This window comes from Shimia sp. R10_1 (genome assembly GCF_017744095.1).
Lineage (GTDB): Bacteria > Pseudomonadota > Alphaproteobacteria > Rhodobacterales > Rhodobacteraceae > Shimia.
In genome coordinates, this window is sequence record NZ_JAGHQX010000008.1 from 60716 (window position 1) to 75957 (window position 15242).

Here is a 15242-nt window from a genome sequence, read left to right on the forward strand (position 1 = left end):
TGCAACAGGGCAGGACAAAGAAATGCGCGCTCCACTTAGTGTGATCATCCCAACGCTTAACGCTGAACAGGCGCTGCCTGCCTGTCTTGGCGCGCTCTATGCCGGTGTGTCCGCGGGGGTTTTGCGCGAGTTGATTGTGGTCGATGGCGGCTCTGAAGATCAGACGCTGGCCATTGCCGATGAGGTCGGGGCGAAGATTATCCGCACCACACCTTCTCGTGGTGGGCAGTTGCGCCAGGGCGGGGAACTTGCCACGGGCGACTGGCTTCTATTCGTTCATGCCGACACTGTGCTGTCTGAAAACTGGGTGGAAGCGGTGGAGGCCAGACTGGGACAGCCTGACAAAGCCGGATGGTTCACGCTGGCCTTTGATACGCCAGGTCTTGCGGGGCGGTTTGTGGCCGGGTGGGCCAATCTGCGCAGCCGGGTGTTTGGTCTGCCTTATGGCGATCAGGCGCTGTTGATTTCGCGGCGGCTTTACGGGCAGCTTGGCGGCTATGACGACATCCCCTTGATGGAAGATGTGGCCTTGGCGCGGCGCTTGGGGCGCAAGCGGCTGGTGCATCTTGATGCTGTCGCCACGACCAGCGCAGAGAAATACCGCCAGCAGGGTTGGCTGCGCCGCGGGCGGCGCAACCTATTGACGTTGTTGAGATATTTTTTAGGTGCCAAACCGGAGACGCTGGCGGCGTCTTACCGGAAGGGACGCTGATCAGCGCCGGAACGCGAGACGGTCAAACAGCCGCCCGACAAAGGTTTTCTGTTCTGCCGCATGATCTTGACCGATCGATTTCACAGGCTTGAGCGCGCGCGCCTCAGCGGTTTCGCCGCTGGTTTTGAACTGCAACTCATGCAGCTCCGCATAGACCCCGCCACGGGCCAAAAGCTCGTCATGGGTGCCTTCATCGACCACAATCCCTTTGTCCATCACCACGATCTTATCCGCCTCGCGCACAGTGGAGAGACGGTGGGCGATGACCAGCGTAGTGCGGCCGGAGGAGAGCTTGTCCAGCGCGGCCTGCACGATGGTTTCAGAGCGCGTGTCGAGCGCGGAGGTGGCCTCATCCAGCAGGAGGATTGGCGTGTTGCGCAAAAGCGCGCGGGCAATCACCACCCGCTGGCGCTGTCCACCGGAGAGGTTGGAGCCGCGCGGGCCAACCTGCGTGTTGAGCCCGTCAGCGAGCTTGGGCAGGAAATCCGCCACATGCGCCGCTTTCAGCACCTCTTCCAGCCGGGCATCATCGACGTTTTGCTGATCCAGCACGATGTTTTCGCGCAGCGTGTCGTCAAACAAAACCGCTTCCTGAGAGACCACAGAGAACAGGCTGCGCAGATCCGCCAGGGTCATGGCGCGGTTGTCGACCGTGCCGATCAGGCTGTGGCCGTTCTGAGGGTCCACAAGGCGTGTCAGCACGTTAAAGAGCGTGGATTTACCCGCGCCTGAGGCGCCGACAATGGCGGTGGTCTTGCCGGCCTCGGCCACAAAGCTGGTGCCGTTGAGCACTTTCACATCGCCATAGGAGAGATGCACATCTTTGAGTTCAATGGCGGGAACGCCTGTCGGGGCGGCAACCGGTGTGGTGGGCGACTGGATGGTGGGCTCCGCTTCAACCAGCTCCTTGAGCCGTTCAATGGCGGCAGCAGCCACCTGCCAGCGTCCGGACAGACCTGCAAGGCGGCGCAGCGGTTCAAACATCATGCCTAGGGCGGTGAAGAAGGCCATGAACTGGCCCACGGTCTTTTCACCCGCCACGATCTCCCCACCGCCATAAAGTAACACGCAGAAAAAGCCGATTCCGGCGGTGATATCGATCATCCCGGCGATGGAAGAGGTGCCAAAGGTGGAGCGCACTTCGGCGCGCACAAGCTGTTTGGTCCACCCTCGAAATTTGCCGTTCTGGTAGCGTTCCAGCAGGTTGAGTTTGACGGGCACGATGCCGTGGAAGATCTCATCAAGCAAGGTTGCAATCTTGGCGCCGTGATCACGCGCTTCGCGGGCACGACGACGCACAAAACGCTGTGCAGCAAGAGAGGGCATCACGAGGAGTGGCGTGCCGACGCAGGCCACCAATGTCCAACGCCAATCCACGTTTACGGCCACTGCTACAAGCGCGATCATTGACATGAAATCACGCCCGGCGCCCATGATGAAACTCGACCAAACGCCGTTTATGGCGTTTACATCTGCCTGCACACGCTGGATCAGGTAGCCGGGTGGGTGGGTCTGATGAAAGGCGTTGTCTTGAATCATCATCCGCCCCAACAAATCGCCGCGTAGATCCGCAGCCGAGCGTTGGGTGGCCGCTGTCATCATCGTTTTGTGGGCCACGCTGGTGACGCCGCGCAAAAAGAAGATAAACGCAAAAACAAGCCCGACACTCCAGAGAGCGTCGGCGTTTTCACCGGCAAAGGCGCTGTCAAACATCGGCTCCATCATCCAGGCCATGAGGCCCAGAGAGGATCCTTCGATTGCCATCAGAAAAGCCGAGGCGATCAGGAGCCATTTGTGCTTCTTAAGGTATTTGCGCCAGAGCCAGGAAAGCAAATAGCCGTTGTCTTTTGGCGGTTGGCTGTCGGTGTTGGTCACGTGTGTCGCCCTTGTCGGCTGTGATCTGTCTGTCATGACCTTTACAGGGCAGCGCGGCCTGAAACCAGTGGGAATAGAGGTGACGTTTCTTTGAGCGCATCACCAAATGCGAAGGGGCATCGCACAAACTGTGATGGTGCAGGAATTGACGCAGCAGGACTTCAAGATACTGTTTCCGCTGAATCTATTCGGAGAGCCCCATGCAACTCACTCAAGGACAGACCTATCTTGCGATTCCCGGACCATCGGTGATGCCGGAGGCTGTTTTGCGGGCCATGCACCGAACGGCCCCCAACATCTATGAGGGAGAGCTGATCGAGCTGACAGCGGGTGTGTTGCGCGATCTGAAGAAAGTGGCCCGCACAGAGCATCACGCGGCAATCTACATCGGCAACGGCCATGCTGTCTGGGAAGCGTCGCTGGCCAATGTTGTGGAGCCGGGTGACAAGGTTCTGGTGCCTGCGGCAGGGACTTTCGGCCATGGCTGGGGCGAAATGGCGGTTGGCCTTGGGGTAGATACCGAGGTGATCGACTTTGGCCGCCAAAGCCCGATTGATCCGGCCCGTGTTGCCGAGGCGCTGACCGCTGATGCCAATCATGAAATCAAAGCGGTGTTGGTCACCCATGTGGACACATCTACATCGCTGAAATGCGACGTGCCTGCGCTGCGCAAAGCCATGGACGCGACCGGGCATCCGGCGCTTTTGGTGGTGGATTGCATTGCTTCTCTCGGTTGTGACCGTTTTGAGATGGACGCCTGGGGCGTGGATGTGATGGTGGCGGGGTCCCAAAAGGGGCTGATGGTGCCACCGGGCATGGGGTTTGTGTTTTTCAATGAAAAGGCGGCGGCGCGTCGCGCAGAACTGAAGCGCGTGAGTCGCTATTGGGATTGGGTCCCGCGCGCGCACCCAGACGTTTACTACCAGCATTTCTGTGGCACTGCGCCGACGCATCATCTGTATGGTTTGCGAGTGGCGCTCGATATGCTGATGGAAGAGGGCATGGAGCATGTCTGGCAGCGGCATGAAACTTTGGCACGCGCGATCTGGGCGGCGAGCGAAGCCTGGGGGGCAGGTGGCCCGCTGGCGCTGAACGTCGCGCAGGCGCAGGATCGCAGCACCGCCGTGACCTCCTTGCAAATCGGTGCGGAGCATGGCACGCGCCTGCGCCGCTGGTGTCAGGATAACGCCGGTCTGACTTTGGGCATCGGGCTTGGCATGGCCACCGAGGAGGATCCGCAAAGTGATGGCTTTTTTCGGTTTGGCCATATGGGGCATGTGAATGCCCAAATGATCATGGGGATGCTGGCCACGGTGCAGGCAGGCATGATGGCGCTGGACATTCCACACGGGTCGGGCGCGGTGGAGGCAGCGGCCAAGGTGATTGCTGAGGCCTGAAGCTTACGATCTGGGCGCGTGCCGGTCTTTGCGGCGCGCGAGCCGATCAATGCCGGCGTTCAAAATCACGGCCAGCACCATAACTGCGGGCATTCCCCAGAGAATAAAGAGCAGAACGAAGACCCACATGAGGTTCACAAACCCCATGACCAGCGCGGCGTTGGTGTAGTTCGGTGCAGACTGTACCGGACCTGACATTGTGCATTCTCCTACAGACAGACTACCCCGAGTTTGCCCGTGCTATAGGAAAATATTCGTGAACAGGGCGGACTAGCCGGGAAGTGCCGACAGGGTCTCGCCAAGAGCGGCGTCAAACAGGGCCAGATCCTCGGCAGGGGCGCAGCTGACGCGGATGCAGCGGTTTTGTGGCGCGACAAACGGCATACGCACAAAGATGCCGCGCGCCACGAGGCCTTCAAGCACGGATTTGGCAAAGGCGCCATCCTGGCCGCAGTCTATGGTGACAAAGTTGGTCGCTGAGGGCAGAGCCTTCAGGCCATGCGCGGCAGCGATGCGGGTGACTTCAGCCCGCGCCGCAGCAACCTTGTCACAGGTGGAGTGCAGCCAGTCGTTGTCTTCAAGTGCGGCCAGCGCCCCGGCCTGTGCGGCGCGGTTCATGCCAAAATGATTGCGGATCTTCTCAAAGGCGCGGATCAGCTCTTTGGCCCCCATGGCATAGCCCACACGGGCACCGGCCATGCCGTAGCCTTTGGAGAAAGTGCGCATGCGGATCACGCGCGGATCTTCGATATCGACTGGGACGGCAGTGCCTTCCGGCGCGAGCTCCACATAGGCTTCATCGAGCAGCAGCAGGCAGCCCTCAGGGATATTGTCAAACTGTGCGGCGATGTCCGTGCCGTTGAACCAGCTGCCCATCGGGTTGTCGGGGTTGGCGAAGTATACAAGCTTTGCGTCCACTTCCGCGGCCTTGGCCAGCAGCGCAGGCAAGTCTTCGGCGTCGTCCTTGTATGGCACCGCGTGCAGCACACCGCCAAAGCCTGCCACGTGATAGTTGAAGGTGGGATAAGCCCCAAGAGAGGTGACCACCGCATCACCCGGCTCAATCAGCAGGCGGACGAGATAGCCAAGCAACCCGTCGATGCCTTCGCCTACCACAATGTTGTCGGCGCCGACCTTGTGATGGGCGGCCAGCGCGTGGCGCAGCTCAAAACTTTCCGGATCGCCATACATCCAGATGCCATCTGTTGCCTGTGCCATGGCGGCAATGGCTTTTGGAGACGGGCCATAGATGTTTTCATTGGCGCCCATGCGGGCGGCAAACGCATGGCCCATGGCGCGCTCCTGCGCTTCGGGGCCGACGAAAGGAACGGTGGCGGGCAGGCCTTGGGCCAATTTGGTATAACGAGGTCCGGTCATGGCGCGGAAGGTGCCGCAACGCTTTTGGATGAGCAAGCGGAAATGCCCTGACGTTATGGTGGATTTTTATGTGCGCTCATCGGAGGGTGTGCGCACCTATGCCGTATTTGAGGAGAGCCGCATGGCACGCGTTTCTGTTGAAGTTGAGAACCATATCGCACGCGTAACGCTGACGCGTGGCGACAAAATGAACGCGTTGGATCCAGAGATGCTGGAAGCCATTGTGGCCGCAGGCGAAGGCCTGATGGACAACGAAGATGTGCGCGTTGTGGTGTTGTCTGGAGAAGGCAAGGCTTTCTGCGCAGGGCTTGATGTGATGTCTTTTGGGGCAATGGCGGGCAATGATCCGGAAGAGCTGTTGATGCCGCGCACCTATGGGAACGCCAATCTGTTCCAGCAGGTTGCCTTGGTCTGGCGAAAGCTGCCGGTGCCGGTGATCTGTGCGCTACAAGGCGTGGCCTACGGTGGCGGGCTGCAGATCGCGCTGGGCGCGGATGTGCGTTTTGCCGCGCCAGAAACAAAAATGTCCATCATGGAAATGAAGTGGGGCATCGTGCCGGATATGGGCGGCATGGTGCTTCTGCCGCAGCTCACCCGCTCTGATGTGATCCGCAAGCTGACCTACACCGCGACCTCCTTTGACGCGGCGCAGGCAGCGGACTGGGGGCTGGTGACCGAGGTGGTGGACGATCCGCTGGCGGTTGCGCTGGCGCTCGCTGAGGAGATCGCAGGCAAGAGCCCCTCGGCCATTCGCGCAGCCAAAGCGCTGATCGGGTTTGCGGAAGCGCACCCAAACGATGAAGATGCGGTGCTGCTAGAGGAAAGCCGCGTGCAGACGACACTGATGGGCAAGGCGCATCAGATGGAGGTGATTGCCGCCAATCTGCAGAAGCGGGCACCGGTTTTTAAGTAAGCGCGGGAGGTGCGGCTGGTTTTGCGCGCAAGCTTTGCGGCGTGGCCATCCGGTGTATTGATCAAGGGTAGTGAAGCACATGGGGGCCAGCCCCCATGCCCCCGGGATATTTGGCGAATGAGAAAGCCAAGGAGTTACTTCAGGAATTTTCGGTAGGCATCGCGTTCTATGTTATAGGCCAGTTCCAGCTCGGAAATTTTTGCCATCAGGCGCTTTTTCTCTGCAGGATCCGTGGCCTGTTGCCAGTCCTGTTTGGCCGCCTCAAGCGCCTCTTTGAGTTTGAATTCCCGCGGCAGAACGCCCGCGCGCGCCATGATGGAGTGGCCCACAGAGGTGGCTGCATCCTCACCGTCATGACGTTTGGGGAGCGGTTTGCCTTCGCCCTCAAGACCGTTCAGCTGGCCCTGTGCCTGAGCCTTTTTGATCTGACGTTCGATGAGGTTTGAAAAGCTGCGGATCATGCCCCGACAATAGGCATGATCCGGCTGAATTTAAAGGGCTCCGAGCACTTTGCGTTAGACTTGAATCGCTTGTTCCCTGCCTCTCCCATTCGGTCGAACGGGAAAAGCGATCCTCTTGTCTCACGTAAAACGCAAAGTGCTTCAGTCCAACTCTGCGAGCTTGGCCAGAGCGCCTTTGATCTTGGCTTCCTCGGCCTCGCGCGCGGCGAGGTTTTCACGGGCTTCTTCCACCACCTCATCCGGCGCGGAGGCGACGAATTTGGGGTTGTTCAGGCGCCCGCGCAGACCGCCAAGTTCCTTGGCGAGTTTGCCGAGACCCTTCTCAAGGCGGGCTTTTTCCGCATCAATGTCGATGATGTCGGCCAGCGGCAGACCAAAGGTTGCGCCATCGACCGCCACGGTTGCGGTGCCTTTCGGGAATGTCGCCACTTCCTCAAGTGACACCACACGCGCGATCTTGAAGATCAGCGCCTGGTTGGCGGCAAAGGCGGCGCGGTTTTCATCGGTGATCTCGCTGACAACCACATCGATTTTCGCGCCTGCGTTCACGCCCATCTGGGCGCGCACGGAGCGGATGTTGTCGATCACGGAAATCACCCAGTTCATCTCGCGGTCCGCTTTGGCGTCGACAAACTCTGCCGCCGTGTAGGTCGGCCAGTCGGCGTGCACGAGCATTTTGGCGCGGTCGCCAAGGTTGCCCCAGAGCTCTTCGGTGATGAAAGGCATGATCGGATGCAGCAGGATCAGGCACTGGTCGATGACCCAGCGCATGGTGGCTTTGGTTTCGGCCACCGCTGCGGCATCCTCGCTGTTAAACAGCGGTTTGGAAAACTCCACATACCAGTCACAGACCTTGCCCCAGACAAAGGCATAAAGCGCGCTGGCGGCATCGTTGAAGCGGAAGCTTTCCAGCGCCGCGTCGACCTCTTCACGCACTTTGGCTGTTTCGCCGATGATCCATAGGTTTGCGGATTGGGTGCAAGTTTCGCCACTCCACGTGGTCACATCGTCTTCAAACACGCCGTTCATCTCGGCAAAGCGCGCGGCGTTCCAGAGCTTGGTGCCGAAGTTGCGGTAGCCCGCGATGCGCTGCATGTCGAGTTTCAAAACCCCGCCCAGAGCCGCCATGGCCGCAGAGGAGAAGCGTAGCGCGTCGGCGCCGTACTCGTCGATGATCTCCAGCGGGTCCATCACGTTGCCGGTGGATTTGGACATCTTCTTGCCTTTGGCGTCGCGCACAAGGCCATGCAGATAAACAGTGTCAAACGGAACCTGATCGACCACGGCAAGCTGCATCATCATCATACGCGCGACCCAGAAGAACAGGATGTCCTGACCGGTGACCAGCGTGGAGGTCGGGAAGTACTTGGCCAATTCGTCGGTCTGCTCTGGCCAGCCAAGCGTGCCGATGGGCCAGAGGCCGGAGGAGAACCATGTGTCGAGCACGTCGGGGTCGCGTTTGAGAGCTAATGTGCGTTGTTCGGGATTTACAGTAGTGTAGTTTTCCGAAAGCCCATCATTCAGTGTGGGTGCATGGCTGATCGCAACTGTGCGGCCAAACTCTGCTTTATAGTATGCTTCTGCAAGTGACTTGGCTTCTTCAAAGGTTGGGGCGCAGAAGGCTTTACAATCTGAGAAGCGAACAAGGGCACCGCGCTCATGGGAGTTCTGTTCGAATAGCTGGTGTAATTTTTCAACTTTCGGCCCATACCAAACCGGGATCTGGTGGCCCCACCACAGCTGGCGGGAGATGCACCAAGGCTCGATGTTTTCCAGCCAGTGGTAGTAGGTTTTCTCACCGGATTCCGGCAGGATTTTCACGGTGCCGTCGCGCACGGCATCCAGTGCGGGGCCAACCACTTTGGCGGCATCGACAAACCATTGGTCGGTCAGCATGGGCTCGATCACCACTTTGGAGCGGTCCCCAAAAGGCTGCATGATTGGTTTGTTTTCAACCATGGGCACGGCAACTTCGATCTCGTTTCCGTCTTCGTCCTTTTGCGTCTCGGTGGTCATCACCGCGAGGCCTTCGGAGGTGATCTGTTCGACCACCAGCTTACGCGCCTCAAAGCGGTCCATGCCGCGGATGTCGTCTGGCACCAGGTTGACGGCGTCGGCCTCTGCCTCGGACAGGGCTTTCTCGCCTTTGGCCACGGCCATCGCAAGGGTTGCGGCAGAGGCATAATTTTTGCCATCTGCGCGCATCGCGCCTTTGGTGTCCATCAGGCGGTACATCGGGATGCCGCCGCGTTTGGCGACCTGATAGTCGTTGAAATCATGCGCGCCGGTGATTTTCACTGCGCCGGAGCCGAAGTCTTTGTCCGGATACTCATCGGTGATGATCGGGATCAGGCGGCGGTGCTCTTTTGGTCCGACTGGGATCTCGCAGAGCTGGCCAATGATCGGTGCATAGCGCTCATCAGATGGGTGCACGGCCACAGCGCCGTCGCCCAGCATGGTTTCAGGCCGCGTGGTGGCGATGGAGATGTAGTCGCGCTCTTCTTCCAGCACGACGTTGCCGTCCTCATCCTTCTCGACGTAGGTGTAGGTGGCCCCATTTGCGAGCGGGTATTTGAAGTGCCACATGTGGCCTGCGACTTCGATGTTTTCCACTTCGAGGTCGGAAATCGCGGTTTCAAAATGCGGGTCCCAGTTCACGAGGCGCTTGCCGCGATAAATCAGGCCCTTGTTGTACATCTCAACAAAGACTTTCAGCACAGCATCGTGGAAGTTGCCGCCCGCCACATCGGCCGGGGCACCGGGCGCGCCGGACATGGTGAAGGCTTCGCGGTCCCAGTCGCAGGACGCGCCAAGGCGCTTGAGCTGGTTGACGATGGTGCCGCCGCTTTCGCCTTTCCAGTCCCAGACTTTTTCAAGGAATTTTTCACGGCCCAGCTCGCGGCGGGACGGTTGCCCGGTTTCGGCCAGCTTGCGCTCCACAACCATCTGGGTGGCGATGCCCGCGTGGTCGGTGCCCGGTTGCCAGAGCGTGTCAAAACCCTGCATACGCTTCCAGCGGATCAGGATGTCCTGCAGCGTGTTGTTGAACGCGTGGCCCATGTGCAGCACGCCGGTCACATTGGGCGGCGGGATCATGATGCAATAGGTGGAGGCACCGGGTTTTGCATTTGCGCCTGCGGTGAAGCAGCCTGCTTTTTCCCAAGCCTCATAAAGCCGGCCTTCGGCCTCGGCTGCATTGAAGGTCTTTTCCATCGCCATTGGTTTGATCCCTTTTGTCGGTCGGGCCGTTTGTCAATCGGAGTTGTCTCTAGCGAAAGCGCAGCCAAAGGGGAAGCGGGAAGCGGCGGGATTTGGCACGGTTTGTTGGTATGGCGCGTCTGTGTGGTGGTGCTTCGTTTGGGTTGCGCGGTTGTCTAAATCCTGCGGCGGCTGAGCTTGGTGGCGAGGTGAATGAGGCTTTCCGAACTTTTCACGCCTTTTGACTCCCCGATTTTGTCGAGCATTTCGTCCAATTGCGCGGTTGTGTCGGCGGACAGTTCCACGATCAGATCGAACCGCCCGGAGCAAGTATGTACATTTTCGACCGCAGGCAGTGACTTCAGCCGATCCAGCACCGAAGGCCCTGCACGCAGTTCAATGGAGAGAAGGACAGTTGCGCGCAGGCGTGGGGCGATGCTGTCGCCCAGGCGCAGAGTGTAGCCAGCGATTGCACCGGATGTTTCTAGGCGGTCGATACGCGCTTGCACCGTTGTACGGGCAAGCCCGAGTTTGCGTGCAAGGGTGGCAACAGGCACGCGGGCATCTTCCCCTAATAAGGCGAGCAGTTTTTGATCTGTTTCGTCGATTTGCATGATCGGGTCGTCATTATGTCGAAGATTAACTGCGATACTATCGTTTCTACATATGAAATCGACAGCAAATCGCCAGAGACTTGTAAAAAACAGGTTTGAGGTGAGATATGCATACCGATCCGGCGCTTTGGCCATCGCCACTTTGGCATCTGAGAAAATTCGAGCCGGATGTACCGGTGCTTTATTTCGCGCCGGAAGTGCTGCAAGCCACGGCGCATCGGTTCATTGATGGATTTGAGGGGTTGGTCACCTACGCCGTTAAGGCCAACGATCATGAAGCAGTTCTAAGTAATCTGGTTGGCGCAGGAGTGCGTGCTTTCGATGTTGCCTCGCCGCTGGAGATGACGCGCGTGCGCCACATTGCCCCTGATGCTGTGCTTCACTACCATAACCCCGTACGATCGGCGGCGGAGATTGCAGAGGCTGTAGGGCACGGTATTGCCAGCTGGTCAGTCGATTGCTCTCGTGAGTTGGAAAAGCTGGTTGATGTACCGCGTCACAACACAGAAATCGCTGTGCGCTTGCGGCTTCCCGTTGTTGGCGCGGCGTATGATTTCGGCGAAAAGTTTGGTGCAGACCCGGATGACGCGGTTGCTCTTCTTCAACAGGCCAAAGAGATGGGATTTGCCACCTCAATGACATTTCACCCCGGCACGCAATGCGCGGATCCGCAGGTCTGGGCTGTCTACATTGTTGAGGCTGCGGATGTGGCCCGTCGGGCCGGGGTCACTTTGCGTCGGCTGAACGTCGGAGGTGGCTTTGCGGCGCATCGCAGCGGTGTTGCACCGGATCTGGAGGCGATCTTCAAGCGAATTTCGGCTGAGGCAAAGCGCGTGTTTGGAGAGCAGGTCCCAGCGCTAGTATGTGAGCCGGGACGCGCGATGGTTGCGGAAGCCTTTACGCTGGCTCTGCGCGCAAAAGCTGTGCGACGCGATGCTGTGTTTCTGAATGATGGCATCTATGGGGCGCTGACAGAACTGCGCGACATTGGTGTTCCAGACAGGATCTCTGTCACCCGCGTTCATGGGGCGGATCCGGGAGCGGGGTTGGCGAGCAAGATTGTCTTTGGCCCAACCTGTGACAGTTTGGACCGCTTGCCTGACCCCGTGTTGTTGCCAGAAGACATCGCGGAAGAAGACTACCTTCTGATCCGTGCCATGGGAGCATACTCCGCGAGTTTGTCGACTGGCTTTAACGGCTATGGCGCACAAAGCATGGTGACTGTCGCAACGTTGTGAAGCGGACATGCTCTGGACACTGGCCCATTGCGCGATACAGTCGCGGTCGAAGCCACGCGCAGGGAGCAGCCAGCCATGGAAAAATTTGGAAAGAGTCAGTTGGTCAAGCGAGTCGAAGACACACGGTTTTTGACGGGTGAAGGGCGGTATGTGGATGACATTGCCCCTAAGGGGGCATTGCAGGCCTACTTTTTGCGCTCTCCTGTCGCGCACGGCGATATCACTGAGTTGGATGTTGCGGACGCATGTGAGGCAGAGGGCGTAGCCTGTGTGCTGACCCAAGCTGATCTGGTGGCGGCCGGTCTTGAGGCCAATCTGCCCGGAACGCAGGTGAAAAACCGTGACGGCAATATGGGGGCGAGCCCTGAGCGGCCTTTGTTGGCCAACGGGCGTGTGCGCTACGTCGGCGAGCCGGTGGCAGTGATCGTGGCGGAAACACTGGATCAGGCGCGCGATGCGGCTGAGATGATCTTGTTTGACTATGAAGATCGCCCGGCGCACATGGGATTGGCACGTGGTGGCGAACAGCTTCATGGAGAGGCGCCGGACAACCTTGCCTTTGACTGGGGGCTTGGCGATGAGGCCGCCACAGACGCGGCCTTTGCTGAGGCCGCGCATGTTGTGAGCCTTGAGGTGGGTGACAATCGGATTATCGTAAATTCGATGGAACCGCGCGGCGCCTACGCGGAATGGGACGGCGATAAGGTCCATGTGGCCAACAATGGTCAAGGGGTCTGGGGACCGAAGAGCCAAGTGGCTCGTGTGCTCAAACTGGACGTTGCCAATGTGCGGGTGACCAACCCCGACACCGGCGGCGGCTTTGGCATGAAAGGCATGATTTATCAGGAGCCGCTGGTGATTGCCCATGCGGCGCGCGTGGTTGGCAAGCCAGTGCGCTGGATGGCAGACCGCACAGAGGCGATGCTGTCTGACAATGCCGGACGCGATCTGACCTCGCTGGTGGAGATGGCGTTTGACGAAAACCTGAAGGCCACCGCCTATCGGGTGAAAACCACCGCCAATATGGGCGCCTATAACTCGCAATTTGCCCAGGCCATTCAGACCACATTGTTCAGCCGTGTTTTGATGGGCGTCTATGATGTGCAGACCACCTGGCTGCAGGTGGACGGGATTTATACCAACACCACACCTGTGGATGCCTATCGCGGCGCTGGGCGGCCAGAGGCGATTTATGCGCTGGAGCGGCTGATGGACCGCGCGGCCCGGGAGCTGGGCGTGAGCGGCTGGGAGCTGCGCCGGCGCAACTTCATCCCCAATGCGGCTTTCCCTTACAAAAGCGCCACGGATGAAATCTATGACGTGGGCGACTTTGATCGCGTGTTGAGCCGGATGGAAGCCTATGGCGACGTGGAAGGTTTTGCCGCGCGCAAGGCGGCCAGTGCAGCTGCGGGCAAGTTGCGCGGCGCGGGGCTGTGTTACTATATTGAAAGTATCCTTGGTGATCCGAGCGAAAGCGCGCGTGTGGAGTTTAATGAGGATGGCACTGTCTCAATCTATGTAGGCACGCAGTCCAACGGACAGGGACACGAGACGGTTTATGCTCAGTTCCTGAGTGATCAGACCGGCATCCCGACCGAGCTGATCGAAGTGGTGCAGGGCGACAGCGACCGGATCAAACAAGGCGGCGGCACCGGCGGCTCGCGCTCTGTAACGGTGCAAAATACCGCGACACTGGCGACCGTGGAAACGATGATTAAAGCATTTACCCCGTATCTTGCAGAGAAGATGGGTGTGGATGCCGAGGACGTGACATTTGATGATGAGCAATTCCGTGCAGAAGGCTCTAATCTACATCCGACCTTCCTTGAGGCGGCAGAGATGGCGCGTGCGGATGGACGCACGGATCTGATGGTGCATGAAGAACGCACAACACTGCCCGCGCGCAGCTTCCCCAACGGGGCGCATCTGGCGGAGGTCGAGGTCGATCCGGAAACGGGTCAGGTGACTTTGGAGCGCTACACTGTGGTGGATGACTTTGGCAATCTTATCAATCCGATGCTCGCGGAAGGGCAGGTCCACGGTGGTGTGGCCCAGGGCATTGGTCAGGCGCTGATGGAACATGTGGTCTATGATGAGGAAGGTCAGCTTTTGACCGCCACCTTCATGGATTACGCTATGCCGCGCGCCAGCGATGTGCCGATGATTGGCTTTACCACGGAGGCCGTGCCTTCGACGGCCAATATCATGGGCATGAAAGGTTGTGGCGAGGCTGGCACGGTTGGGGCCATGGCCGCAGCGGCGAATGCGGTGCAGGATGCGCTCTGGGAGCGCGGCGTGCGTCAGGCGGATATGCCGTTTACGCCGCACCGCGTCTGGCAAATGTTGAATGAGGCACAAGATACGGCTGCATGAACGCATAACCTCTTGGCTGGCCGGTAAATTTGCGGCCCGCCACTCGCCCACGGCCCCGCGTCGCGGCCCCGTCACCCATGTGATTATTCTGGATGGTACCATGTCCTCTCTGATGGATGGAGAGGAAACCAACGCCGGGCGCACCTACCGTCTGTTGCAGGAGCTGGGCGCGGGTGTGTCGCTTTACTATGAGGCTGGGGTGCAGTGGCACAGCTGGCGTCAGACACTGGATGTGATGATGGGGCGCGGGATCAACCGCCAAATCCGCCGCGCCTATGGCTATCTCGCCAGCCGCTATCGCCCCGGCGACCGGATCTTTCTAATGGGCTATTCACGGGGCGCGTTTGCGGTGCGCTCGCTCGCGGGCGTGATTGACCGGGTGGGCCTTTTGAAAGCAAGCTGCGCGACGGAGCGCAATATCCGCACCGCCTATCGCCACTATGAGCTGACCCCTGACAGCGCTGCCGCCGCCGATTTTGCGCAGGCCCATTGTCATGAGAGCGTCGACATAGAAATGATTGGCGTCTGGGACACGGTCAAGGCGCTGGGCGCGCGGGTGCCGCTTTTGTGGCGGTTCACCGAACGGCGCCATGCTTTTCACAACCACCACCTGTCACCGATTGTGCGCCACGGCTTTCAGGCGCTGGCGCTAGATGAAACCCGCGAGGTGTTTGAGCCGGAGATGTGGATGTGCCCGACGCGCTGGGATGCGCGGATCGAACAGGTCTGGTTTCGCGGCTCTCATGGGGATATTGGCGGCCAGCTTGGGGGCTTTGAGGAAGCGCGTCCTTTGGCCAACATCCCGCTGGTCTGGATGCTGGAGCGTTTGGAGATGTGTGATTTGAAGCTGCCGGACGGCTGGCGGGATCGTTTCATAATGGACCCACTTGCTCCCTCCGTTGGCACCTGGCGGCACTGGGGCAAACTCTTCCTATTTCGGGCGCGGCGTTTGGTAAACAAGGATCGTTCTGAGAGCATCCACCCAACAGCACAGCCCTTCGTAAGCGCCGGCGATACCAAGGCGCGCCTGCCTGAGCAGCAAGGCACGCTTGCCGCGCAGGATTAAAACCCGCGCTGCCGCATC

General features: G+C 59.4%; 12 protein-coding genes. 6 read left to right on the plus strand and 6 right to left on the minus strand.

Going from position 1 to position 15242, the window contains the following annotated elements:
* Positions 1 to 22 precede the first annotated feature (22 nt).
* On the plus strand, positions 23 to 712 hold the full coding sequence (locus J7413_RS15215) for a TIGR04283 family arsenosugar biosynthesis glycosyltransferase (protein ID WP_209099710.1): 690 nt from the start codon (positions 23 to 25) through the stop codon (positions 710 to 712).
* Here J7413_RS15215 and J7413_RS15220 read toward each other — a convergent pair whose 3' ends face one another.
* Complete coding sequence (locus J7413_RS15220; RefSeq protein WP_348538761.1) at positions 713 to 2587, minus strand: ABC transporter ATP-binding protein; 1875 nt, start codon at positions 2585 to 2587, stop codon at positions 713 to 715.
* A 200-nt stretch (positions 2588 to 2787) separates the two neighbouring features.
* On the opposite strand from J7413_RS15220, the gene J7413_RS15225 reads away from it, so the two are divergent.
* Entirely contained in the window at positions 2788 to 3984 is a 1197-nt protein-coding gene (locus tag J7413_RS15225) for an aminotransferase class V-fold PLP-dependent enzyme (protein ID WP_209099714.1), read from the plus strand.
* 3 nt (positions 3985 to 3987) lie between these two features.
* Here the strand turns inward: J7413_RS15225 and J7413_RS15230 are convergent, their stop codons facing one another.
* Entirely contained in the window at positions 3988 to 4182 is a 195-nt protein-coding gene (locus J7413_RS15230) for a hypothetical protein (RefSeq protein ID WP_209099716.1), read from the minus strand.
* Positions 4183 to 4254: 72 nt separating this feature from the next.
* Positions 4255 to 5361, minus strand: a complete 1107-nt coding sequence (locus J7413_RS15235; RefSeq protein ID WP_209099718.1) for a pyridoxal phosphate-dependent aminotransferase — start codon at positions 5359 to 5361, stop codon at positions 4255 to 4257.
* Positions 5362 to 5482: 121 nt separating this feature from the next.
* Here J7413_RS15235 and J7413_RS15240 point away from each other — a divergent pair, with 121 nt between their 5' ends.
* Positions 5483 to 6274: a crotonase/enoyl-CoA hydratase family protein gene (locus J7413_RS15240; protein ID WP_209099720.1), complete on the plus strand. Its 792-nt coding sequence runs from the start codon at positions 5483 to 5485 to the stop codon at positions 6272 to 6274.
* 134 nt (positions 6275 to 6408) lie between these two features.
* Here J7413_RS15240 and J7413_RS15245 read toward each other — a convergent pair whose 3' ends face one another.
* The 3 genes from J7413_RS15245 to J7413_RS15255 all read right to left on the minus strand — a co-directional run bounded on the left by J7413_RS15245 (position 6409) and on the right by J7413_RS15255 (position 10547).
* On the minus strand, positions 6409 to 6735 hold the full coding sequence (locus tag J7413_RS15245; protein ID WP_209099722.1) for a DUF1992 domain-containing protein: 327 nt from the start codon (positions 6733 to 6735) through the stop codon (positions 6409 to 6411).
* Between the two features lie 141 nt (positions 6736 to 6876).
* The gene (locus tag J7413_RS15250) at positions 6877 to 9954 is read right to left on the minus strand and encodes a valine--tRNA ligase (RefSeq protein ID WP_209099737.1); all 3078 of its coding nucleotides are present in this window, start codon (positions 9952 to 9954) and stop codon (positions 6877 to 6879) included.
* A 155-nt stretch (positions 9955 to 10109) separates the two neighbouring features.
* A complete protein-coding gene (locus J7413_RS15255) occupies positions 10110 to 10547 on the minus strand; it encodes an Lrp/AsnC family transcriptional regulator (RefSeq protein ID WP_209099739.1) in 438 nt (145 codons plus the stop codon).
* A gap of 107 nt (positions 10548 to 10654) precedes the next feature.
* Between J7413_RS15255 and J7413_RS15260 the strand changes: the two genes are divergently transcribed.
* The 3 genes from J7413_RS15260 (at position 10655) to J7413_RS15270 (ending at position 15224) form a co-directional block, all read left to right on the plus strand.
* A complete protein-coding gene (locus J7413_RS15260) occupies positions 10655 to 11785 on the plus strand; it encodes a type III PLP-dependent enzyme (RefSeq protein ID WP_209099741.1) in 1131 nt (376 codons plus the stop codon).
* Between the two features lie 75 nt (positions 11786 to 11860).
* Entirely contained in the window at positions 11861 to 14158 is a 2298-nt protein-coding gene (locus J7413_RS15265) for a xanthine dehydrogenase family protein molybdopterin-binding subunit (RefSeq protein WP_209099749.1), read from the plus strand.
* Positions 14133 to 15224: a DUF2235 domain-containing protein gene (locus J7413_RS15270; RefSeq protein ID WP_209099751.1), complete on the plus strand. Its 1092-nt coding sequence runs from the start codon at positions 14133 to 14135 to the stop codon at positions 15222 to 15224. Before J7413_RS15265 ends, J7413_RS15270 begins: the two co-directional genes overlap by 26 nt.
* Positions 15225 to 15242 lie beyond the last annotated feature (18 nt).

What these genes read in the sequence shown, in the direction of transcription:
- J7413_RS15215 (WP_209099710.1), top strand. Translation starts at nt 23, where the DNA reads ATGCGCGCTCCACTTAGTGTGATCATCCCAACGCTTAACGCTGAACAG.
- J7413_RS15225 (WP_209099714.1), top strand. Translation starts at nt 2,788, where the DNA reads ATGCAACTCACTCAAGGACAGACCTATCTTGCGATTCCCGGACCATCG.
- J7413_RS15230 (WP_209099716.1), bottom strand. Translation starts at nt 4,182, where the DNA reads ATGTCAGGTCCGGTACAGTCTGCACCGAACTACACCAACGCCGCGCTG.
- J7413_RS15235 (WP_209099718.1), bottom strand. Translation starts at nt 5,361, where the DNA reads ATGACCGGACCTCGTTATACCAAATTGGCCCAAGGCCTGCCCGCCACC.
- J7413_RS15240 (WP_209099720.1), top strand. Translation starts at nt 5,483, where the DNA reads ATGGCACGCGTTTCTGTTGAAGTTGAGAACCATATCGCACGCGTAACG.
- J7413_RS15245 (WP_209099722.1), bottom strand. Translation starts at nt 6,735, where the DNA reads ATGATCCGCAGCTTTTCAAACCTCATCGAACGTCAGATCAAAAAGGCT.
- J7413_RS15250 (WP_209099737.1), bottom strand. Translation starts at nt 9,954, where the DNA reads ATGGCGATGGAAAAGACCTTCAATGCAGCCGAGGCCGAAGGCCGGCTT.
- J7413_RS15255 (WP_209099739.1), bottom strand. Translation starts at nt 10,547, where the DNA reads ATGCAAATCGACGAAACAGATCAAAAACTGCTCGCCTTATTAGGGGAA.
- J7413_RS15260 (WP_209099741.1), top strand. Translation starts at nt 10,655, where the DNA reads ATGCATACCGATCCGGCGCTTTGGCCATCGCCACTTTGGCATCTGAGA.
- J7413_RS15265 (WP_209099749.1), top strand. Translation starts at nt 11,861, where the DNA reads ATGGAAAAATTTGGAAAGAGTCAGTTGGTCAAGCGAGTCGAAGACACA.
- J7413_RS15270 (WP_209099751.1), top strand. Translation starts at nt 14,133, where the DNA reads ATGAGGCACAAGATACGGCTGCATGAACGCATAACCTCTTGGCTGGCC.